Source organism: Streptomyces sp. NPDC006368, from assembly GCF_040612535.1.
In the GTDB taxonomy this organism is placed as follows: Bacteria; Actinomycetota; Actinomycetes; order Streptomycetales; family Streptomycetaceae; genus Streptomyces.
Genome location: NZ_JBEXQK010000012.1, coordinates 96,243 through 116,985 on the forward strand (window position 1 = coordinate 96,243; position 20,743 = coordinate 116,985).

The 20,743-nt window shown below is 71.6% G+C and carries 20 protein-coding genes; 12 read left to right on the top strand and 8 right to left on the bottom strand.

The features are described from left to right. Nucleotides 1–51: 51 nt before the first annotated feature. The 4 genes from ABZZ38_RS12580 to ABZZ38_RS12595 all read left to right on the top strand — a co-directional run bounded on the left by ABZZ38_RS12580 (nucleotide 52) and on the right by ABZZ38_RS12595 (nucleotide 4,791). Nucleotides 52–1,191 carry a 5-(carboxyamino)imidazole ribonucleotide synthase gene (locus ABZZ38_RS12580; protein ID WP_356738612.1) on the top strand — a complete coding sequence of 380 codons (1,140 nt, stop codon included), beginning with the start codon at nucleotides 52–54 and terminating at the stop codon, nucleotides 1,189–1,191. Nucleotides 1,192–1,198: 7 nt separating this feature from the next. Then, nucleotides 1,199–1,696: a 5-(carboxyamino)imidazole ribonucleotide mutase gene (purE, locus tag ABZZ38_RS12585; RefSeq protein WP_356738706.1), complete on the top strand. Its 498-nt coding sequence runs from the start codon at nucleotides 1,199–1,201 to the stop codon at nucleotides 1,694–1,696. Continuing rightward, nucleotides 1,693–2,883, top strand: a complete 1,191-nt coding sequence (locus ABZZ38_RS12590) for a dipeptidase (RefSeq protein ID WP_356738613.1) — start codon at nucleotides 1,693–1,695, stop codon at nucleotides 2,881–2,883. The genes purE and ABZZ38_RS12590 overlap by 4 nt, the downstream gene beginning before the upstream one ends. Before the next feature lie 819 nt (nucleotides 2,884–3,702). Further along, nucleotides 3,703–4,791, top strand: a complete 1,089-nt coding sequence (locus tag ABZZ38_RS12595) for a dipeptidase (protein ID WP_356738614.1) — start codon at nucleotides 3,703–3,705, stop codon at nucleotides 4,789–4,791. Between the two features lie 69 nt (nucleotides 4,792–4,860). Here the strand turns inward: ABZZ38_RS12595 and ABZZ38_RS12600 are convergent, their stop codons facing one another. Together ABZZ38_RS12600 and ABZZ38_RS12605 are read right to left on the bottom strand one after the other, a co-directional pair. Beyond that, entirely contained in the window at nucleotides 4,861–5,241 is a 381-nt protein-coding gene (locus tag ABZZ38_RS12600) for a VOC family protein (protein WP_356738616.1), read from the bottom strand. Between the two features lie 283 nt (nucleotides 5,242–5,524). Beyond that, a complete protein-coding gene (locus ABZZ38_RS12605) occupies nucleotides 5,525–6,868 on the bottom strand; it encodes a UDP-glucose/GDP-mannose dehydrogenase family protein (protein WP_356738618.1) in 1,344 nt (447 codons plus the stop codon). 168 nt (nucleotides 6,869–7,036) lie between these two features. On the opposite strand from ABZZ38_RS12605, the gene ABZZ38_RS12610 reads away from it, so the two are divergent. Continuing rightward, nucleotides 7,037–8,194, top strand: a complete 1,158-nt coding sequence (locus tag ABZZ38_RS12610) for an acyl-CoA dehydrogenase (RefSeq protein ID WP_356738620.1) — start codon at nucleotides 7,037–7,039, stop codon at nucleotides 8,192–8,194. A gap of 340 nt (nucleotides 8,195–8,534) precedes the next feature. Then, complete coding sequence (gene bla / locus ABZZ38_RS12615) at nucleotides 8,535–9,443, top strand: class A beta-lactamase (RefSeq protein WP_356738622.1); 909 nt, start codon at nucleotides 8,535–8,537, stop codon at nucleotides 9,441–9,443. A gap of 90 nt (nucleotides 9,444–9,533) precedes the next feature. Here the strand turns inward: bla and ABZZ38_RS12620 are convergent, their stop codons facing one another. From ABZZ38_RS12620 to ABZZ38_RS12630, 3 genes are all read right to left on the bottom strand, one after another. Next, on the bottom strand, nucleotides 9,534–10,121 hold the full coding sequence (locus ABZZ38_RS12620) for a Uma2 family endonuclease (protein WP_356738624.1): 588 nt from the start codon (nucleotides 10,119–10,121) through the stop codon (nucleotides 9,534–9,536). Nucleotides 10,122–10,173: 52 nt separating this feature from the next. Continuing rightward, nucleotides 10,174–11,049 (bottom strand): helix-turn-helix domain-containing protein, encoded by an 876-nt coding sequence (locus ABZZ38_RS12625; protein WP_356738626.1) that lies wholly within the window; start codon nucleotides 11,047–11,049, stop codon nucleotides 10,174–10,176. A gap of 368 nt (nucleotides 11,050–11,417) precedes the next feature. Further along, nucleotides 11,418–11,858 (bottom strand): ATP-binding protein, encoded by a 441-nt coding sequence (locus ABZZ38_RS12630; RefSeq protein WP_356738628.1) that lies wholly within the window; start codon nucleotides 11,856–11,858, stop codon nucleotides 11,418–11,420. A gap of 145 nt (nucleotides 11,859–12,003) precedes the next feature. Here ABZZ38_RS12630 and ABZZ38_RS12635 point away from each other — a divergent pair, with 145 nt between their 5' ends. The 4 genes from ABZZ38_RS12635 to ABZZ38_RS12650 all read left to right on the top strand — a co-directional run bounded on the left by ABZZ38_RS12635 (nucleotide 12,004) and on the right by ABZZ38_RS12650 (nucleotide 13,785). Beyond that, nucleotides 12,004–12,849: a helix-turn-helix transcriptional regulator gene (locus ABZZ38_RS12635; protein ID WP_356738630.1), complete on the top strand. Its 846-nt coding sequence runs from the start codon at nucleotides 12,004–12,006 to the stop codon at nucleotides 12,847–12,849. After that, a complete protein-coding gene (locus tag ABZZ38_RS12640; protein WP_356738632.1) occupies nucleotides 12,846–13,052 on the top strand; it encodes a DUF397 domain-containing protein in 207 nt (68 codons plus the stop codon). Before ABZZ38_RS12635 ends, ABZZ38_RS12640 begins: the two co-directional genes overlap by 4 nt. Before the next feature lie 4 nt (nucleotides 13,053–13,056). Further along, nucleotides 13,057–13,278, top strand: a complete 222-nt coding sequence (locus ABZZ38_RS12645) for a DUF397 domain-containing protein (RefSeq protein WP_356738634.1) — start codon at nucleotides 13,057–13,059, stop codon at nucleotides 13,276–13,278. 201 nt (nucleotides 13,279–13,479) lie between these two features. Further along, nucleotides 13,480–13,785: a hypothetical protein gene (locus ABZZ38_RS12650; RefSeq protein ID WP_356738636.1), complete on the top strand. Its 306-nt coding sequence runs from the start codon at nucleotides 13,480–13,482 to the stop codon at nucleotides 13,783–13,785. Nucleotides 13,786–14,051: 266 nt separating this feature from the next. Here ABZZ38_RS12650 and ABZZ38_RS12655 read toward each other — a convergent pair whose 3' ends face one another. Continuing rightward, on the bottom strand, nucleotides 14,052–15,329 hold the full coding sequence (locus ABZZ38_RS12655; protein ID WP_356738638.1) for an LCP family protein: 1,278 nt from the start codon (nucleotides 15,327–15,329) through the stop codon (nucleotides 14,052–14,054). A 108-nt stretch (nucleotides 15,330–15,437) separates the two neighbouring features. Here ABZZ38_RS12655 and ABZZ38_RS12660 point away from each other — a divergent pair, with 108 nt between their 5' ends. Continuing rightward, nucleotides 15,438–15,986 (top strand): acyl-CoA thioesterase, encoded by a 549-nt coding sequence (locus tag ABZZ38_RS12660; RefSeq protein WP_356738640.1) that lies wholly within the window; start codon nucleotides 15,438–15,440, stop codon nucleotides 15,984–15,986. A gap of 102 nt (nucleotides 15,987–16,088) precedes the next feature. On the opposite strand, the gene ABZZ38_RS12665 is transcribed toward ABZZ38_RS12660, so the two are convergent. Then, nucleotides 16,089–17,456 (bottom strand): LCP family protein, encoded by a 1,368-nt coding sequence (locus ABZZ38_RS12665; RefSeq protein WP_356738642.1) that lies wholly within the window; start codon nucleotides 17,454–17,456, stop codon nucleotides 16,089–16,091. A gap of 377 nt (nucleotides 17,457–17,833) precedes the next feature. Here ABZZ38_RS12665 and ABZZ38_RS12670 point away from each other — a divergent pair, with 377 nt between their 5' ends. Beyond that, nucleotides 17,834–18,844, top strand: coding sequence for a glycosyltransferase family 2 protein (locus tag ABZZ38_RS12670; protein WP_356738644.1), 1,011 nt, complete (start codon nucleotides 17,834–17,836; stop codon nucleotides 18,842–18,844). A gap of 98 nt (nucleotides 18,845–18,942) precedes the next feature. Here the strand turns inward: ABZZ38_RS12670 and ABZZ38_RS12675 are convergent, their stop codons facing one another. Further along, on the bottom strand, nucleotides 18,943–20,730 hold the full coding sequence (locus ABZZ38_RS12675; RefSeq protein ID WP_356738646.1) for an LCP family protein: 1,788 nt from the start codon (nucleotides 20,728–20,730) through the stop codon (nucleotides 18,943–18,945). Between the last annotated feature and the right edge of the window lie 13 nt (nucleotides 20,731–20,743).

Here is a 20,743-nt window from a genome sequence, read left to right on the forward strand (position 1 = left end):
CACCGCTCGGGGACGGCAAGGCCCCCGATCCGCTCCGGATACCCTAAGAGGGTGACGTTCCCGGTAGTAGGCATGGTGGGCGGCGGACAGCTCGCCCGGATGACCCATGAGGCGGGCATCCCCCTCGGCATCAGATTCAAGCTCCTCAGCGACACCCCCCAGGACTCCGCGGCGCAGGTCGTGAGCGACGTCGTCATCGGCGACTACCGCGACCTGGACACGCTGCGTGAGTTCGCGCGCGGCTGCGATGTGATCACGTTCGATCACGAGCATGTGCCGACCGAGCACCTGAGGGCCCTGGAGGCGGACGGCATCCCCGTCCGCCCGGGGCCCGACGCGTTGGTGCACGCCCAGGACAAGGGCGTGATGCGCGCGAGGCTCGACGCGATCGGTGCGCCGTGCCCGCGCCACCGCATCGTGGCCGACCCCGCCGACGTGTCGGCGTTCGCGGCCGAGGCCGGGGGCTACCCCGTGATCCTCAAGACGGTGCGCGGCGGGTACGACGGCAAGGGCGTGTGGTTCGTACGCTCCGAGGACGACGCCCATGACCCGTTCCGGGCGGGCGTGCCGGTCCTCGCGGAGGAGAAGGTCGACTTCGTACGCGAGCTGGCGGCGAACATCGTCCGCTCCCCGCACGGCCAGGCCGTGGCGTACCCCGTCGTCGAGTCGCGCCAGGTCGACGGCGTCTGCGACACCGTGATCGCCCCCGCGCCGGACCTCGACGCCGAGCTGGCCGGGCAGGCCCAGGAGCTCGCCCTGCGGATCGCGAAGGAGCTGGACGTCGTCGGCCACCTCGCCGTCGAGCTCTTCGAGACGCGCGACGGCCGCATCCTCGTCAACGAGCTGGCCATGCGCCCGCACAACTCGGGCCACTGGACCCAGGACGGCGCGGTCACCTCGCAGTTCGCCAACCACGTGCGGGCCGTGCTCGACCTGCCGCTGGGCGACCCGCGCCCGCGTGCGACGTGGACCGTCATGTGCAATGTGCTGGGCGGCGACTACCCGGACATGTACCCGGCGTACCTGCACTGCATGGCCCGCGACCCGCAGCTGAAGATCCACATGTACGGCAAGGACGTGAAGCCCGGCCGCAAGGTGGGGCACGTCAACACCTACGGCGACGACCTGGACGACGTGCTGGAGCGCGCGCGCCACGCCGCCGACTATCTGCGAGGAACGATCGTTGAGTAACGCACTCATGGGCCCGCTCGTGGGCGTCGTCATGGGCTCGGACTCCGACTGGCCCGTCATGGAGGCCGCGGCGCAGGCCCTCGACGAGTTCGAGATCCCGTACGAGGTCGATGTCGTCTCCGCGCACCGGATGCCGCGCGAGATGGTCGCGTACGGCGAGGGCGCGGCCGACCGCGGCCTGAAGGCGATCATCGCCGGTGCCGGCGGGGCGGCTCACCTCCCGGGCATGCTCGCCTCGGTCACCCCGCTGCCCGTGATCGGCGTCCCCGTCCCGCTGAAGTACCTGGACGGCATGGACTCCCTGCTCTCCATCGTCCAGATGCCGGCGGGCGTGCCCGTGGCGACGGTGTCGGTGGGCGGCGCGCGCAACGCGGGCCTGCTGGCCGCGCGGATCCTCGCGGCCTCCGACCCCGAGCTGCTGAGCCGTATGCGGGACTTCCAGCAGGAGCTGAACGACCAGGCGACGGAGAAGGGCAGGCGGCTGCGCTCGAAGGTGGCCAAGTGACGTCCGGCGACCTTCTCACCGAGGCGCGCGCCCTCCTCGCCGACTTCCCGGTCGTCGACGGGCACAACGACCTGCCGTGGGCGCTGCGCCGGCGGGCGGGGTACGACCTGGACCGCTTCGACATCGCCGCGGACCGGACCGGCGACCTCCACACCGACATCCCCCGCCTGCGGGCGGGGGGTGTGGGCGCGCAGTTCTGGTCGGTGTACGTGCGCAGCGACCTGGCGGGCGACGACGCCGTGAGCGCGACGCTGGAGCAGATCGACTGCGTCGACCAGCTCCTGGCCCGCTACCCGGCGGACCTGGCGCCCGCCCTGACGGCCGACGACATCGAGGCGGCGCGGGCGGGCGGCCGTATCGCCTCGCTGAAGGGCGCCGAGGGCGGCCACTCGATCAACAACTCGTTGGCCACCCTCCGCGCCCTGTACGCGCTGGGCGTCCGCTACATGACGCTCACCCACAACGACAACACCCCGTGGGCGGACTCGGCGACGGACGAGCCGGGCGTCGGCGGCCTGTCGGCCTTCGGCCGCGAGGTCGTACGGGAGATGAACCGCCTCGGCATGCTGGTGGACCTCTCGCACGTGGCGGAGACGACGATGCGCGACGCGCTGGCGACGTCCGAGGCGCCGGTGATCTTCTCCCATTCGTCCTCCCGCGCGGTCTGCGACCATCCCCGCAACATCCCCGACGACGTGCTGGCCCTGCTGCCCGCGAACGGGGGCGTGGCGATGGTCACCTTCGTCCCGAAGTTCGTCCTGCCGGCGGCGGTGGAGTGGACGCGGCGCGCCGAGGAGAACATGCGGGCGCACGGCTTCCACCCCCTCGACACGACGGCCGAGGGGATGCGCGTCCACGCGGCCTTCGAGGAGGATCACCCCCGCCCGATCGCCACCGCGTCGACGGTCGCGGACCACCTCGACCACATGCGCGAGGTCGCGGGCATCGCCCACATCGGCATCGGCGGCGACTTCGACGGCACGGCGTTCACCCCCTCCGACCTGGCGGACGTGGCGGGTTACCCGAACCTGATCGCGGAACTGCTGTCGCGCAAGTGGTCGCGTACGGACATCGCGATGCTGACCTGGTCGAACCCGCTCCGCGCGCTCCGCGACGCGGAAGCGGTCTCCCGCTCCCTCTCCTCCCGCCCCCCGTCCATCGCCACGCTCACGTCCCTGGACGCCTGAGCCCGCCCTCCCGGCCCGGCCCGGCGGGGCCTTCCGGCCTCGCGGGTCCTTTCCGGGCCTGCGGGGCCTTCCCGGGCTTCCGGGTCCTTTCCGGGCCTGCGGGGCCTTCCCGGGCTTCCGGGCCCTTCCCGGCCTTCCGGGCTTCCCGGGCTTCCGGGCCCTTCCCGGCCTCCCGGCCCTTCCCGGCCGGGGGCCGGGTTGTCGGCCGCCTGAGTCCCGGGGGCGAGCCTGAATCCGCCGTGAGCGTCCGCCTTGCGCGGCGTGAAACCGCCGCGCCGTGGGTGTGGGGGCGTCAGCCTTCACGTGTCTCCCGTGTGGCGGCCGTGGGGCCCGGGGCAGGGCCAGGTTTGGGAAGGGGCTGGCCGGGGGCCGGGTCGCCGGCCTCCCGAGTCCCGGGGAGCCTGAATCCGCCGTGAGCGTCCGCCTTGCGCGGCGTGAAGCCGCCGCGCCGTGGGTGTGGGGGGGCGTCAGCCTCCCCGTGTCTCCCGTGTGGCGGCCGTGGGGCCGCCCGGGGCCGAGCCAGGTTCGGGAAGGGGCGGGCCGGGGGCCGGGTCGTCGGCCGCCTGAGTCCCGGGGGCGAGCCCGAATCCGACGTGAGCGTCCGCCTTGCGCGGCGTGAAACCGCCGCGCCGCGGGTGGGGGGCGTCAGCCTCCACCTGTGCTCCCGCCGTGGGGCCCGGGGGCCGAGCCCCCGGTTCGGGGAGGGGCGGGGTGGGGGAGAACCACCCGGACGCAGTACACCGCCGCGACCCCCCGCCCCGCCCGTGCCACCGTGATCCTATGGCTGGCAACGCAGTTCACGGAGCCGGAGCCCCCGTCATGGCAGACCTGCAGAATCACCCGTACGTCGCACCGGCCACCGCCAGTGAGCTCGACGAATCCCCCGGCGCCGTCAGCGCCGCCGAAGCCACCACGCCCGCCGAGGTCGACCTCGCCCGGGCCAGGCTCCTGCTCGCCGCGCAGCTCGTGGTCGACGGGCACAACACCCTCGCCCAAGAGCTGGGCCGCACCCATCACCACGCGTTGCAGCACGGCGAGGCGGCGCTCGACACCGACATACCCCGCATCCGGGCCGGCGGCGTCGGCGCGCAGTTCTGGTCCCTGCACGTGGCGCCCCAACCCGGGCCGGACCGGCTCATAGGCGGCACGCTGGACCTCATAGACGCGGTGCGGACCCTCATCGACTCCTGCCCGGAGGCGCTCCGGCTCGCGCTCACCGCCGCCGAGATGGCCGCCGCCCGCGACTGCGGCCGTATCGCGTCCCTCCTCGGCCCCGTTTCCGGCGCCGCGCTGGGCGACTCGCTCGGCACGCTCCGCGCGTACCACGCGCTCGGCGTGCGCAGCGCCGGCGTGGCCGGTACGCACTGGACCGCGAGCCCCGACGGCCTGACCCCCTTCGGGGAGGAGGTGATCCGCGAGATGAACCACCTCGGGCTCCTCGTCGACCTGTCGGGCGCCTCCGCCGGCACGATGCGCCGCGTCCTGGACGTCACCAAGGCGCCGGCGATCCTCTCCCACTCCGCGGCGTACGCGCTCACCCCGCACCCCACGAACGTCACCGACGACGTCCTGCGCCGCCTGCGCGCCAACGGCGGCGTCTGCATGGTGACCTTCGCGCCCGACCAGGTCACCCGCCTCGCCGGGGCACCGGCCACCCTCCAGGACGTGGCGGACCACCTGGACCACGTCCGCGAGGTTGCCGGGCCGGAGTGCGTGGGGATCTCGGGCTCGTACGGGATGGCGATCCACGCCCCGCACACGGTGGGTCTGGAGGACGCGTCCTGCTACCCCAACCTCATCGCCGAGCTGCTGCACCGCGACTGGCCGGAGACCGACGTCGCCGCGCTGACCTGGGGCAACGCGGCTCGTGTGGTCCGGGAGGCGGAAGCGGTCGCGCGGGGCGTGTGACGCGGCGCGGGCGGCCCGGGGACACGGCCCCAGGCGCCGGGGCTGCACGCACGGCCCCAGGCGCGGGGGCTACACGCTGACCAGGCAGAAGGGATGCCCCGCCGGGTCCGCGTACACCCTGAAGCCCCGCTTGCCGCCGTCGTCGTCCACGTCGAGCGGCCGGGCGCCCAGCGCCAGCACCTGTTCGTGCGCGGACTCCATGTCCTCGACGTCGAGGTCGAGGTGGAGCTGCTGGGAGTTGTGGTCGGACCGCGGCCACTCGGGCGGTCGCAGCCCGCTCGCCTTCTGGAAGGCGAGCCGTTGCCCGCCCGGCAGGTACAGGTCGATCCAGCGGCCGTCGTCGCTCTGGTCGTCCTTCACCTCACCGCCGAGCATCGCGGCGTAGAACTCGGCGAGCCGTCGCGGCTCGGGGCAGTCGATCGCGGTCAGGCCCAGCGTGGCGAAGCCCATGGAACCCTCCTTGTCAGCAGCAGGCACGAACAGAACGAGTGCCCCTCAGCGTCCGCGTAAACGCCGGAGCGGACGGAGGCTCATGGGTGTACTCGTGATGTGCTCATGCTCAGTGTGACCGTGACCGTGATCGGGCTGGCTGCTCCAGCCCGGCGGAGCCGGGGTCCCGGGGCGGACGCGGGGGGACGCCGAGGTCCCGGGGCGGACGCGGGGGGACGCCGAGGTCCCGGCCACACCCCGGGCCCCCCGGGCACCCCCCGGCGCCCCCGGCACAAGGGCGGAGTCAGGCGCGCGGGCGGCCCATCGCGCGGTACGTCCAGCCCGCCTCGCGCCAGCGTGCCGCGTCCAGGGCGTTGCGGCCGTCCAGGATGGTGCGGGACGACACGACCTCGCCCAGCTCCCGCGGGTCCAGCTCGCGGAACTCACGCCACTCCGTCAGGTGCAGCACGACGTCCGCGCCCCGCACCGCCTCCAGCGCGCTGTCCGCGTACGCCAGGGTCGGGAACACCCGGCGCGCGTTGTCCATGCCCTTCGGGTCGTACACCGTGACCTGGCCGCCCTGGAGATGGATCTGGCCGGCGACGTTCAGCGCGGGCGAGTCGCGTACGTCGTCCGAGTCGGGCTTGAACGCGGCGCCCAGCACGGCCACCCGCTTGCCCAGGAACGTTCCGTCGCCCAGCGCCTCGCGCGCCATGCCGACCATCTGGCCCCGGCGCCGCATGTTGATGGAGTCGATCTCGCGCAGGAAGGTCAGCGCCTGGTTCGCTCCCAGCTCACCCGCGCGCGCCATGAACGCGCGGATGTCCTTCGGCAGGCAGCCGCCGCCGAAGCCGATGCCCGCCCGGAGGAACTTCGCGCCGATGCGGTCGTCGTAGCCGATGGCCTCCGCCAGCTTGACGACGTCACCGCCGGCCGCCTCGCACACCTCGGCCATCGCGTTGATGAAGGAGATCTTCGTCGCCAGGAAGGAGTTCGCGGCGGTCTTCACCAGCTCCGCGGTCGGGAAGTCCGTCACGACGAACGGCGACCCTTCCTCCATCGGTGTGGCGTACACCTCGCGCAGCAGCTTCTCCGCCGCCGTGCTCTCCACACCCACCACGATCCGGTCCGGGTGGAGTGTGTCGCGCACGGCGAAGCCCTCACGCAGGAACTCCGGGTTCCAGGCCAGCTCGGCGTCCGCGCCCACCGGCGCCCGCTCGGCCAGCAGCCCCGCCAGCCGCTCCGCGCTGCCCACCGGCACGGTCGACTTCCCGACCACCAGCGCGGGCCGCTTGAGGTGCGGGGCCAGCGAACCGAAGGCGGCGTCGACGTAGCTCATGTCGCAGGCGTACTCGCCGTGCTTCTGCGGGGTGTTCACGCACACGAAGTGGACGTCGCCGAACTCCCCGACCTCCTCCCAGGAGGTGGTGAAGCGCAGCCGCCCGGTCGAGCCCTCGATCCCGGCGACGTGCTTGCGCAGCAGCTCCTCCAGCCCCGGCTCGTACATCGGGACGCGGCCGGCCGACAGCATCTCGATCTTCTCGGGCACGACGTCGAGGCCGAGCACCTCGAACCCGAGCTCCGCCATGGCCGCCGCATGGGTGGCGCCGAGGTATCCGGTGCCGATCACGGTGATCTTGAGGGCCATGCGGTGCTCCTGGGAGGTACGGGGCGGGCTGCGGCCCCGAGCATAGTCGGGGCTCGGCCCGGGAACCGTTTTCGCTGTCAGCAAGGTCACGTATGCCACAAGCGCGGTGGCCACTAAAATTCGGGTTACTTAACGGTAGTTAGCAGCAGCTCAGGGGAGTGAGTGATCGTGGCGGGAACGCCTGACTTCGACCTGTACCGCCCGTCCGAGGAGCACGACATGCTCCGGGACACCGTCCGCTCGCTCGCCGAGGCCAAGATCCTCCCGTTCGCCGCGGCGGTGGACGAGGAGGCCCGCTTCCCGCAGGAGGCGCTGGACGCCCTCGTCTCGTCCGACCTGCACGCGGTGCACGTCCCCGAGACGTACGGCGGCGCGGGCGCCGACGCGCTCGCGACCGTGATCGTCATCGAGGAGGTGGCGCGCGTCTGCGCCTCGTCCTCCCTGATCCCGGCCGTGAACAAGCTGGGCTCGCTGCCCGTGATCCTCTCCGGCTCCGAGGAGCTGAAGGCCAAGTACCTGGGTCCGCTCGCCAAGGGCGACGCGATGTTCTCGTACTGCCTCAGCGAGCCGGACGCCGGCTCCGACGCCGCCGGCATGAAGACCAAGGCCGTCCGCGACGGCGACCACTACGTCCTCAACGGCGTGAAGCGCTGGATCACCAACGCCGGCGTGTCCGAGTTCTACACGGTCATGGCCGTCACCGACCCGGCCAAGCGCTCCAAGGGCATCTCGGCGTTCGTCGTCGAGAAGGGCGACGAGGGCGTCTCCTTCGGCGCCCCGGAGAAGAAGCTGGGCATCAAGGGCTCGCCGACGCGCGAGGTGTACCTCGACAACGTCCGCATCCCCGCCGACCGCATGATCGGCGAGGAGGGCACCGGCTTCGCCACCGCGATGAAGACCCTGGACCACACCCGCATCACCATCGCGGCCCAGGCCCTCGGCATCGCCCAGGGCGCCCTGGACTACGCCAAGGGCTACGTCCAGGAGCGCAAGCAGTTCGGCAAGCCGATCGCCGACTTCCAGGGCGTGCAGTTCATGCTCGCCGACATGGCGATGAAGATCTCCGCCGCCCGCGCCCTCACCTACCAGGCCGCCGCGGCCTCGGAGCGCGGCGACGCCGACCTCACCTACCTGGGCGCGGCGGCGAAGTGCTTCGCCTCCGACATCGCCATGGAGGTCACCACGGACGCCGTCCAGCTGCTCGGCGGCTACGGCTACACCCGTGACTACCCGGTCGAGCGCATGATGCGCGACGCCAAGATCACCCAGATCTACGAGGGCACGAACCAGGTCCAGCGGATCGTGATGGCCCGCAACCTGCCGTAGCAGGGTCTTCGCAGGTCGGCGGCTTCGCCGCTCGGCCGCGGCCTCCGTTCGGTTCGACGGCCCCCGGCACCAAGCCGGGGGCCGTCGCCGTGAATACGCCAGCTGCTCCCGGCCCTTCGGCGGCCTCGGCGGACTGAGCCACCGCGCCCTCGCCCGGTAGGCCCTCTGCCTGTCCGGCCCCGCCGCATCCGTCACCGACAGGTGGCACACACCCCACCCCTCGCAGGAACCACGAGCCCCCTTGGAGGCGACTTGTAGACGTACGCGATTGATCATGAGCCCACCGCCCGGGGACGATTACGACGGTTCCGGTCGGTGTGCCGGAGAAGGGAGATCCATCATGAGTTCGCCGGACACCGAGCCCACCCGCCGTACGCTTCTCGCCCTTGGCGCCGGAATGGCGGCGGCGACCGTCGTCGCGGGCGGCCCGGCGGCTGCTGCCGCGCCGCGGAACGGGCGGGACGTCCAGGGGCGGCTGCGCGACCTCGAGCGGGAGCACGGTGCGCGGGTGGGAGTCTTCGCCCACAACACCGTCACGGGCCGCACCGTGACGCACCGGGCGGACGAACGTTTCCCCATGTGTTCCGTGTTCAAGCCGCTCGCCGCGGCGGCCATCCTCAGAGACCTGGACCGGGACGGCGAGTTCCTCGCCCGGCGCATCCGGTACTCGCAGGCGGACCTGGTTGCCAACTCCGACGTCACGAAGGAGCACCTGGCCGAGGGCATGACCGTCGGGGAACTGTGTGACGCCGCTATCCGCTTCAGTGACAACACCGCGGGCAACCTGCTGCTCCGCCAGATCGGGGGCCCCACTGCGGTCACCCGCTTCTGCCGTTCGATCGGTGACACCACCACCCGGCTGGACCGGTGGGAGACCGAGCTGAACTCGTCCGAGCCCTGGCGCGTGGAGGACACCACCAGCCCGCGTGCCATCGCGCTGACGTACGCGCGGCTCGTCCTCGGCAACGTGCTCGGGCAGGGTGACCGGCAGCGGCTCACCACATGGCTGCTGAACAACACCACCAGCACCCACCGATTCCGGGAGGGATTGCCCAAGGACTGGGCCGTCGCCGACAAGACCGGTGCCTCGGACAACTACGGCACCAACAACGACGTCGGTGTCGCCTGGCTTCCCGACCGTTCGCCGGTCGTGCTGGCCGTCCTGACGACCAAGAGCGACCCCAGGGCCGAAGCGGACAATCCACTGATCGTCAAGACCGCCGCGCTCCTGGCCTCGGCGCTCGTCTGACGCGACGTCGGTGCGCGGCGCCCCGTGCCGACCGGAGCGGGGTCAGCCCCGGCCGGTCCGGCCGGGGCAGGCCGGGCTTTGACGCTGCGGTTACGCGTACCGGGGGAGGTCCGCCGTCGGGATCATCCAGTCACCGATGGTGGTGTCCTCGCCGTACAGGAACTCCTTGCGCATGGCGTAGCGCGGGCCCGCAGGGGTGAGGTGAATGTCGCTGAGCACGGCTCCCGAACCGGTGCGCGGGTCGAAGACGGCATAGACCGGGATGCCCAGCAGGGGGTAATCCCGCATCTTGCCCACCCAGTCGTTGTCCGGGTTCGACCGCGAGACGACCTCGACGGCGGCGAGGAGCGTGCGGGGATCGAAGGAACCGTCGCCTTCCATGTCCGCCTCGGCGATCACCATCACATCGGGGTGGCGCATGATGCCCTCGGCGGCGTGCTCCACGTCCGGGGTGCCGGTATGGGCCACCAGGTGGTCCGGCAGGACCTTGTCGAGGCGCTTGCGCACCCGCAGCACGGTGAGCTCGTGTGGCCGGGCGGGCGACATCATGTCGTGGACGATCCCTTCCTTGGTGATCTCGAACTTGCCGGGAAGGGTGTCGTCCATCGACTGAACGAAGTCCCGCATGACCTGGTACTGGCGGGCGTCGTGCTGCGCGTCGTCCGGGGCGATGGTCATCGTGCGCGCTCCTCGTCGTCCGTCCCCGGCGGCAGGGGTCGTCCCCTTCATGCTAGGCGGCCTCCGCCACGCCGGTTCGGCAGTCGCGGCACCGGCCCGGTTCCCGGGCGCGGAAGGCGCGGTCGCACGTCTCGCAGTTCTGGAACGGGTCGGGGCCTCCGGTGTGCGTGGGCGTGGGCGCGGCCGGGAGCGGTGGCGGCAGGAGCGCGGTGAGGCGGTGGGCCAGCAGCCCCGCGGGGTGTTTCAGGTCGCCGGGAAGGTCGGCGGTGAGGGCGCGGCGTACGGCGTCGGGGTGCGCGTCGCGTTCGAGCCAGGCGGCGACGGCCGGGGCCAGGCGGCGGACGTCGTGCTCGGCGAGGAGGAGGCGGGGTTCGTCGCGGCGCAGGCCGGCCAGGAGGTCGGTGGCCGCGCGGTACCGCTCCAGGGCGGGGGTCCGGGGCTGGGGGAGCGGCGGGCGCGGGCGCGAGGGGCGCCGCTGCGGTGTGCGCTCGTGGGCGGGGGCGGCCCGCGGGGCGGGCGCCACCGCTCGGGCGGGTTCGGGCTCGGGCTCTGCGGCGGCGGGGACGGCGACGGCGGCGGGGACGGCGACGGCGGCGGCGGCGGGGACGACCGCAGGGGTCGGCTCGGTGGTGGCGGCGCCGGGCTGGTTGTACGAGACCGTCCGGGTGACCAGCTTGCCGCCGGGGAGGCGTACCAGCGCCCGCTCCAGATAGCTGTGGGCCTCCAGTTCGCGCAGCGCGGCGGCGATACGGGCCTCGCTCTCCGCGAAGCGGCCCGCGAGCACCTTGATGCCCACCTTCGCCCCGTCGGGCAGCGACTGGATGTGCACGGCGAGCCCGATCGCGGTCAGGGACAACTCGCGGTGCTGGGCAAGGTGGTTGCCGACGATCGTGAAGCGGCCGGTGTGGTTCGCGTTGACGTGGATCACGCCGGAGGCGGTGAAGCGTCCGGGAACACCGGATGAGACGCGCGAAGGCGCGCTAACCTGCTGGGTAGCCATCGGGAAGCCCTGACTTCCTTGGTGGTCAGGCCCTCGATCGGGATGCCAGTCCCGGCCGGGGGCCGACGCATGTCTGCGGTTGTCGCCGCGAGCATATGCCCGGCAACCCGCCCGAAATCCAGCCCAATTGGCCAAGCTCACCCGTGAGAGTGACGAGGGTGGGGTGGGGTCGGGTGGGTGATTTCCCCGGTTCTTTCAAGCGTTCTTGAAAGCTTTTTGCATTGTGCGGCACCGCGTCGCGGCGCACCGGGTCGCGGTTCACCGGGTCCTGGGAAACCGCGACCCGGTGGGACCGGTCACGGAGCGAGATCGAGCTCCGCCCACACCGTCTTGCGGGGCGCGGGACCTGACGTGACCCCCCACCGGTCGGCGAGCGCCTCGACGATCAGCAGGCCGCGCCCGGACTCGCAGTCGGACGCCGGAACGGCACAGGCGCCGGGGCCGGGTGGCAGGCGGTCGCCACGGGTGTCGGTGACCTCGATGCGCAGACGACTGCCGTCGTCCCCGACGGTGAGATCCAGCCGGAAGTCCCTGCCGGGTACGCGGCCGTGGAGCGTGGCGTTCGCCGCCAGTTCGGCGACGATGTGCGCCGCCGACTCCGACGCGAGCCCCCAGGCGGCCAGATGAGCCGTGGTCAGCAGGCGGGCGAGCCTGGCCCCACGGCGGGTAGGGGAGAGCAGCACGGTGAACTTCCGGGCAGGAGCGGAGGATTCGGTTCGGGTGATTTCCAGATTCACGTCACTCAGCGTGGCCGGTTCGTGCGTACGCTGAACAGAGCGACGCGTGTACGGACAGTGACTGTCCAGGCGGTGTACGCCCCTGTCCATCCGGTACGGCGTCGCGCGCGGACACGGTACGAGCACGGGGCGAGGCGGGTGTCGTATGACGGACGGAGTGGACGAGCCGGACCGGGACGTGGATCTGGAGGACGACTCGGGCGCGGTGATCGCGGCGGTCGGCCGGCAGGTCCGCCTCTGGCGGGAAGCGGCGGGGATGCGGGCGGCGGAGTTGGGCGCGGCGATCGGGTACGGCGAGAACCAGGTCTACAAGGTGGAGACCGGCAAGCGCATCCCGAAACCGGAGTTCCTGGACAGGGCCGACGAAGTCCTGGGCGCGGGCGGCAAGTTGGCCGCGATGAAGAAGGACGTGGCGGAGGCGAGGTACCCGAAGAAGGTCCGGGACCTGGCGAAGCTGGAGGCCGACGCGGTGGAGTTGGGCGCGTACGGCAACCACAACATGCATGGCCTGTTGCAGACGGAGGAGTACGCCCGTGCCCTCTACGAGATGCGTAGGCCGTCGTACGGGCGCGATGAGATCGACCGGCACGTGGCGGCGCGAATGGGGCGGCAAGAGATTTTCGAGCGGCAGCCGCTGACCATGCTGACGTTCGTTCAGGAGGAAGTGACGATCAAACGCCCGCTCGGGGGCAGAATGGTCGCGCGCCGCCAGCTGGAACACCTCCTGGAGGTCGGGCAATTGCGGAACGTCGAGATCCAGGTGATGCCGACAGACCGGGAGGATCACGCCGGGATGGGTGGCCAGCTCCAACTGCTGAAGTTCGATGACGGCACTGCGGTGGCACACTGGGAAGGCCAGTTGTCCAACCGCCTGATCTCCGACCCCAAGGAGGTCCGGATCATCGAGCTGCGGTACGGCATCATCCGGGCTCAGGCTCTCACCCCACGGGAGTCTCTGGCCTTCATCGAGAAAGCGCTGGGAGAGACATGACCCGCAAGGCCTCAGGTGGAGACGGCTCTGCCCTGGAGTGGTCCAAGAGCAGCTACAGCAGCAACGACGGCCCGGAGTGCGTCGAGGTCGCCGCGACCCCCGGCGCCGTCCACGTGCGCGACTCCAAGAACGTGCCGGGTCCGCAGCTCGGCTTCGGGCCCGCCGCGTGGGCGGACTTCGTGACGTACGCGTCCGGGAGCTGACCCGATGACTCTCCAGCCTCCCGCCCCAGAGGGTTCCACGATCGCGTGGCGCAAGAGCAGCTACAGCGAAGCCGACGGCCCCGACTGCGTTGAGGTCGCCGCCACCCCCGGCGCCGTCCACGTGCGCGACTCCAAGAACGTGCCGGGTCCGCAGCTCGGGTTCGACCCCGCCGCGTGGGCGGACTTCGTGACGTACGCGTCCGGGAGCCGGAATACCCGCTGCTGATTCCCCGGACGGCTTGGCGCCTCGTCCGGTTTCCGGCGTCTTGACTCGGCGGCCCGGAGTTGTGATGACCATGTCTTGAAGCACTGTTTATTTGGCTGAATCCGGGTACCTGGGTGGAGGCAGGAAGCGTTGCTTCCGGCGCGAATCTCCCCCCGTGGAGTGCACCAAGTACTTCGCAAGACGGAAATGGATGCATATCCCATGAGCAGTGTGAACCCGGCCGGCAACCCGGCCCACCATGCAGGCGTCGATCCGGCCGGTAACCGGCCCCGCCGACTGTCCACCGAGACGAAGTCGGCCCTGAAGACGACCGAGTTCTTCGCCTATCTGGCCTCGGTGGTCGCGGTCCTCATCGCCTCCATGGTCGTGGGAACGGAAGAGGGCCACATCGACTACTTCCGCGCCGACAAGGCATGGCTGTACATCGTGATTCTCACCGTCGGCTACATGATCAGCCGTGGTCTGGCCAAGTCGGGCAGCCGCGATCCCTACGACGAATCCCACTGACGCCGCTCCAGCAAGGGCATGCGGATATGCGGGAATGCGGGCATGCGGGAGCCCGGAAACAGGGATGCAACGGCACTTCGGGGTAGGCGTTCGAAATGTTCTTCTTCAGTAACCGAATCGGCTGTCTCGGTTCCTTGCTGATCAGCTTGGTGGCAACCGCCATCCTGATCTTCGCGCGCTGAGCCGATCCACCACGCCGTAATCCAGCAGCAGCCCCGGGGGGCCCGTACCGCGCAGCCGCGGTGCGGGCCCTTCGCCTGGTGTCGTCAGTTGCCGGTGACCGTGACCTTCTCGTCGTTCTGGATCTGCTGGACCAGCTGCCGGACCTTCGCCTTGTCCCACACCAGGTTGCCGCCCGTGCTGCCCGAGATGGGGATGTTCATCGACGTACCGTCACCGCCGCTGATGCCCTTCATCGCGAAGAACATCTCGCCCAGGTCGAACAGGGACATGTCCTTGTCGACGATCAGGGTGTCCAGACCGGCGCCGAGGGTCGGGTAGAGCCGGAACGGGTTCAGGAGCGTGCCGGGCGTCGCCGCCTGGTTCGCCAGCGTCGCCAGGAACTTCTGCTGGTTCTTCGTCCGGTCCAGGTCCGAGCCGGCGAACGCGTACCGGGTGCGGACGAAGGCGAGGGACTGCTCGCCGTTGAGGGTCTGCTTGCCGGCCTGGAAGTCGGCGCCGGACTTCTTGTCCTTGAAGGCCTTCGGGATGTCCATCTCGACGCCGCCGAGCGCGTCCACGATGTTCGCGAAGCCGGCGAAGCCGATTTCGGCGTAGTGGTCGATGCGCAGTCCGGTGTTGTGCTCGACGGTGCGCACCAGCAGCTCGGGGCCGTCCTCCGCGTACGCGGCGTTCAGCTTCACCCGGCGGCCCTGGGCCGGGAACTTCTTGCCGGACTCCGAGCCGACGAAGGACGGGATCTCCACGTCCGAGTCGCGGGGCAGCGAGATCATGGTGTTTCCGCTGCCGCAGGCGGCGAGAATCATCATCGAGTCGGTGCGCTTGCCCTCGGCGGAGCCGGTGTGCAGCTTCTTCTTCTCCTCGGCCGTCATGCCCTCACGGCTGTCCGAGCCGACGATCAGGTACGTCGTGCAGTCGCCCTCCTTGGGGCGGTCGATGACCTTGGCGAGGTCGACCTCGCGGAGCATCCTGCCGTCGGCCCAGAAGTACGTGCCGATGGTCGTGCCCAGGACGGCGACCAGCACGACGATCGAGCCGACCTTGATGCGGCGGCGCCAGTCGGGGGCCGGTCCCGGAGCGCGGACCGAGCCACGGTCGGGGACGCGGGGGCCGCCGCCACGCGGACCGCCGCCCTGCGGGGAACCGTAGACCTGGCCTGTGTTGTAGCCGCTGTCGTACGCCGGTGCCTGGCCGGGGGCCGGGCCCTGCGGGTACGCGGACTGCGGCGGCACCGGCTGCGGGGGCACCGTGGGCCGGCGCCGCACGTGCGGCATCGACCGTACGCCCTCGGGCTGGGCGTCGGCGCTGCCACGGCCGTAACGGGCGTTGCGGTCGTCGGACCATCCTTCAGGCCAGTCATTCATGCGGACCAGTGTGCAGGTCACCCCCGGCCGCCTTACAGGGTGGGTGGGAATTCGGGGCAGCCCTGTAGCGAAGCTGATGCAATGAAGTCGGGGCATAGGGTGGAGGGCATGACAGATCAGGCCTCGCCGACAGATGCCCCGCCGGAGGGAAAGCCGACCTCGGCGTCCCGTACGACCCTCAGCCACATCATGACCGGCAGTGACACGAATCTCCTCGGTACGGTGCACGGCGGCGTGATCATGAAGTTGGTGGACGACGCGGCGGGCGCCGTCGCGGGCCGTCACTCCGGCGGGCCGGCGGTCACCGCCTCCATGGACGAGATGGTGTTCCTGGAGCCGGTCAGGGTCGGCGACCTCGTCCATGTGAAAGCGCAGGTCAACTGGACCGGCCGGTCATCCATGGAGGTCGGCGTCCGGGTCCTCGCCGAGCGCTGGAACGAGTCCACCCCCGCGACGCAGGTCGGCTCGGCCTACCTCGTCTTCGCCGCCGTCGACGCGGACGGCAAGCCCCGCACCGTACCGCCGGTGATCCCCGAGACCGAGCGGGACAAGCGCCGCTACCAGGAGGCGCAGATCCGGCGCACGCACCGGCTCGCCCGCCGCCGCGCGATCAAGGAGCTGCGCGAGAAGCGCGCCGCGGAGGGCATGGAGGACTAGCCACCCCTGGGTACGGAGACCCTGGGTACGGGTGCCCCAGGTCCCGAAACCCCGGGTACCGACGGCCTCACCAGGTCCCGAGACCCCCAGGTCCCGACAACCCTAGGTACAGAGGACCTGGTCACCGGTGACCACACCGAACTCGCCCCGGTAGACGGAGTCGGCCCGCACCGGCGCCACCCCCGTGAAGTTCGCGCCGGCCGTCACCTTCAGCGTCGCGCCCTGGCCCTTGACCGGCCGCAGCACGGCGCCCGGCAGCGCCGTGGCCAGCGACCGCGCCGAACGGTCCCAGCGCGGGTCGAACCAGACGATGGTGCGGGCCACGTCCCGCCGCGCCCAGTTCTGCGGCGCCCGGCTCGTCCGGAAGCCGGTCGCCCGCAGCGCCGCGTCGACCCGCGCGCCCAGCAGGTGCACCCGGGTGCCGTTGTAGACCTGCACCCGGATCTGCTGGGGCGCGACCTCCACGAGCGTCCTGCGGGCGCCGCCGCGCGCGGTGTACGGGGCCAGCGGCCTGTCCTCGCGCAGCGCCCGGAAGAGCTTCTTCGCCTTCACCGTGTCCCACTTCACCGTCGAGCCGAGGCCCTTGACCGGGAAGCTGGCCTGGGCGACCGGGACGGAGGCGAACTCCGACGACGACGCCTTGAAGCCGCGCATCGCCTTGGACAGCGCCAGCATCTCCTCCGTACGGAAGCCCTCGTCGGCCCGTACGGAGCTGAGCACCGAGGTGACGACCTCCTGGAACCGCACCGGGTTCAGCAGGACGCCCTCGCTGGTCGCCCGGTCGATGAGCGCCGCCACGAAACGCTGCTGGCGCTGCATCCGGCCCAGGTCGGACGCGCCGTCGACGTGGCGGGAGCGCACGTACTGCAGCGCCTTCCCGCCGTCCAGCTCGTGCGTGCCGGCCGGCAGGTTCAGCCCGGTGTAGGCGTCCTTCATCGGTGCGGCCGTGCAGATCCGCACCCCGCCGACCGCGTCGACGGTCCGCATGAAGCTCGTGAAGTCGACCTCCAGGTAGTGGTCGATCTTCACACCGGTCATGTGCTCCACGGTCCGCACGGTCAGCTGGGGCCCGCCCTCGGCGTACGCGGCGTTCAGCTTCACCGGGTGCTTGCTGTGGCGCTTGCCGGTGGCGGTGTCGGTGTGGGCGGGGATCTCGGCGTACGAGTCGCGGGGCAGCGACACCATGCTGGCCCGCCGCCGGTCGGCCGAGACGTGCACCAGCATGATCGTGTCGGTGCAGCGGCAGGGGGCGCCGCCGAGCCGGTACTTCTCCTTCTCGGCCGGGGTGATCTTGTCGCGGCTGTCGGTGCCGACGACCAGGATGTTCGTGCCGTGGCCGGCCTCGGGGCGGTTCTTCATGTCGCGGAACGGGTCGACCCGGCCGATCCCCGTGTCGAGGCTGGTCACCACCGCGTGCCCGATGCCCCCGGCGCCCAGCACCAGCACGGAGAGCGTGGTCGCCACCCGCATGCCCCACTTCGGTCGCGCCGCCGGCCTCCGCGCCGACATCGCCCCCGGCCGTGCCGGCGCCGGTCTCTGGCCGGGCGCCCCCGTGCGCCCGGACGGTGACCCCGCTCGCGTCACCGGGCCCTGTCCCACGCCCTGCCGCGCGCCCGGCTGTCTCGGCTGCCCGGGCGCGGGTGGCCGGGGCTGGACGGGACGGCGGGGCGGCGTGGGCACGAAGGACACCTCCGCGGGCGAAAGGGGATCATGAGCACAGTAGGCCCATACGATCAGCGCCCGCCCGCACCGCCCGGGCGGCGCGCACCCGTGTCCCCCGTTCGCGGTAACGTGGCGGCGTTACTGCCGTCTCCCGGGGAAACGAACCCCGGACCTCCGAGGGAACCATGCCGTCGCCCCCCGTCTCCGTCATCATGCCGGTCCTCAACGAGGAGCGGCATCTGCGCGCTTCGGTCCGTCACATCCTGGAGCAGGAATACGACGGTGAGATGGAGGTGGTGATCGCCCTCGGTCCGTCGACGGACCGCACGGACGAGATCGCCGCCGAGCTCGTACGGGAGGACCCCCGGGTCCACACCGTGCCGAACCCGACGGGACGCACCCCCGCGGCCCTGAACGCCGCGATCAAGGCGTCCCGCCACCCGATCGTGGTGCGGGTCGACGGCCACGGCATGCTGTCGCCGAACTACATCGCGACCGCCGTCCGCCTGCTGGAGGAGACCGGCGCGCAGAACGTCGGCGGCATCATGCACGCCGAGGGGGAGAACGCCTGGGAGGACGCCGTCGCCGCCGCGATGACGTCCCGGATCGGCGTCGGCAACGCGGCCTTCCACACGGGCGGCCAGGCCGGGCCCGCCGAAACCGTGTATCTGGGCGTCTTCCGCCGCGAGGCCCTCGAACAGCAGGGCGGCTACAACGAGGAGTTCATCCGCGCCCAGGACTGGGAGCTGAACTTCCGCATCCGCGAGGCGGGCGGCCTGATCTGGTTCTCACCGGAGCTGAAGGTCCAGTACCGCCCGCGCCCCTCGGTACGCGCGCTGGCGAAGCAGTACAAGGACTACGGCCGCTGGCGCCACGTCGTCGCCCGCTACCACCCGGGCTCCATCAACCTCCGCTACCTGGCCCCGCCGACGGCCGTCTGCGCCATCGCGGCCGGCATCGTCGTCGGCGCGACGCTCACCCCGCTCGGCTTCGTGATCCCGGCGGGCTACCTGGCGGCGATCACCGCCGGCTCCGTCCCGGCGGGCCGCGGCCTGCCGCTGAAGGCCCGCCTCCAGATCCCGGTGGCCCTGGCGACGATGCACATGTCGTGGGGGTACGGCTTCCTGACGAGCCCGCGCTCACTGGCGCGGAAGGTCATCGCGAGCCGCCGCCCGGCGGTTCTCGCCCAGAGCTGACCGCACGTCACGCGGGCTCCCGGCGCGGGCACATCGCGAAAGGGGGCCGGCCACGCACCACGCGTGACCGGCCCCCTTTCGCGTACCCCTGGCCGCCTCTAGGCGGCCTTGCCGTCCCAGCGGTACCGCTCGTACACGGGCATGCACTGCTTGTCGTCCGAGCCGTTCATGGCGTCCACGGTGGCGGGGAGGTCACCCGCCTTCGGCGCGTCGGCCTTCGGATACGTCTCGCCCTCCCGCCAGTCGGCGCCGACGGTGAGCGTCATCGTGGTGACGTCGGTGGCCCGCACCGAACCCGTCGGCAGGCCCAGGGCCTTGGCCACGGACAGCGCGTCCGCCTTGCCCTGCGCCCCGGCGGTCCTCGGGTACGCCAGAAGCGTGTCCTTGACCGGGTTGACGCCCTGCGACGCGGAGGCCCGGGTGAACCCCTTGCCGCGCAGCGTCTCGGCGACCCCGCCGGCCCGCCCCCTGACCGACCCCTCGCCGGTGCCGTTGGTGCCGTTGACCACGGTGAGGGAGAGCGTCCCGGGAGCGGCGGCGGCCGGGCCGGTCTCCTTGGGCGCGGGCTTGGCCGCCTCGTCCCCGGGCGTGCCGTTGCCGTCGAAGGCGACGTCCTCGCGGAGCATCGTCCACAGCCTCTCGGCGTCCGCCTCGACCGGCACCAGGTGATTGCGGTTGCCGACGTACTCGACCGTGGGGAGGGTCGTCATGGTGATGCGGTTGACCGGAACGTCCTTGAGCTCCATGGCCAGGTCGAACAGCTTCTTCACGGAGCCCAGTTCGGCGGAGACCTGGAGCGCCTTCGTGCCGGCCTCGGCCAGGTCCATGATCGCGCCGGTGTCGGTGAAGGCGTTCTGCGCCTTCAGCTTGCGCAGCAGCGCGTTCATGTACATGTGCTGGGCCTTGGCCCGGCCCTGGTCGTTGTAGAAGGCGTGCCGGGTGCGCAGCCACTGGAGGGCCTGCTCCCCCTGCACCTCGGTGGTGCCGGCCTTCAGCTTGAGGCCCGAGCCGCCCTTGACCGCCGCCGTGGGCCGGTCCCACACGCCGTGCTCGACGCAGACCGGGACGCCTCCGACCGCGTCCGCCATGCTCACCACACCGGCGAAGTCGACCATCATCCAGTGGTCGATGTAGACCCCGGTCAGGCTCTCCCAGGTGGTCAGCGTGCAGCCGGGGCCGCCGCGTGCCAGGGTCTCGTTGATGATCGCCGTGGTGGGGCGGAACGTCTCGTCGGTCTCCGGGTCCCTGCACTCGGGGATCATGACGCGGGTGTCGCGCGGGATGCTGATGACGGAGGCGTTCCTGCGGTCGGCCGAGACGTGCAGCAGCATCTGGACGTCGGCGCGGGGCTTGCTGCCCCGGGTGTCCCGGCTGCCGCCGAGGGCGACGTTCGCGTCGGAGTTCCGGCTGTCGGAGCCGATCAGAAGAATGTTGAGCGGGGTGTTCCCGGCCGCGTTGGGCGCGCCCTTCGTCACGCCGCTGTCGCCTCCGCTGCGCTCGCCGCTGCGGATGTTGCCGTTGAGGTGCTGGTAGTAGAGGTATCCGGCGCCGGCCGTCCCGAGTATCAGGAGCGAGAGCACGGACGCGACCCAGCGCAGGACCCGCCGCTTGCCCCTCCTGAGGCCCGTGGGGCCACCGCTGCCGCCCCGGCGCGTCGCACCGCGCGGACGGCCCGCTCCGCCCCCGCTGCCTCTGCCGCCTTCGCCGGCGCCCCCGTCCGGGCCGCCGGCCTCGCCGGAACCGGGCGCGGACCCCGAGCGGCCGGCCGCCCCCGTGCCACTGCCGGACCGGCCGCCGTCCTCGTAGAGGCTCTCGTCCCAGCCCAAGTCACGGGCGCGCGGAACGCGTCCCCGCGTCCCCTCCCCACGCACGCTGCTCTGTCCCACCCAGGTCCCCCTG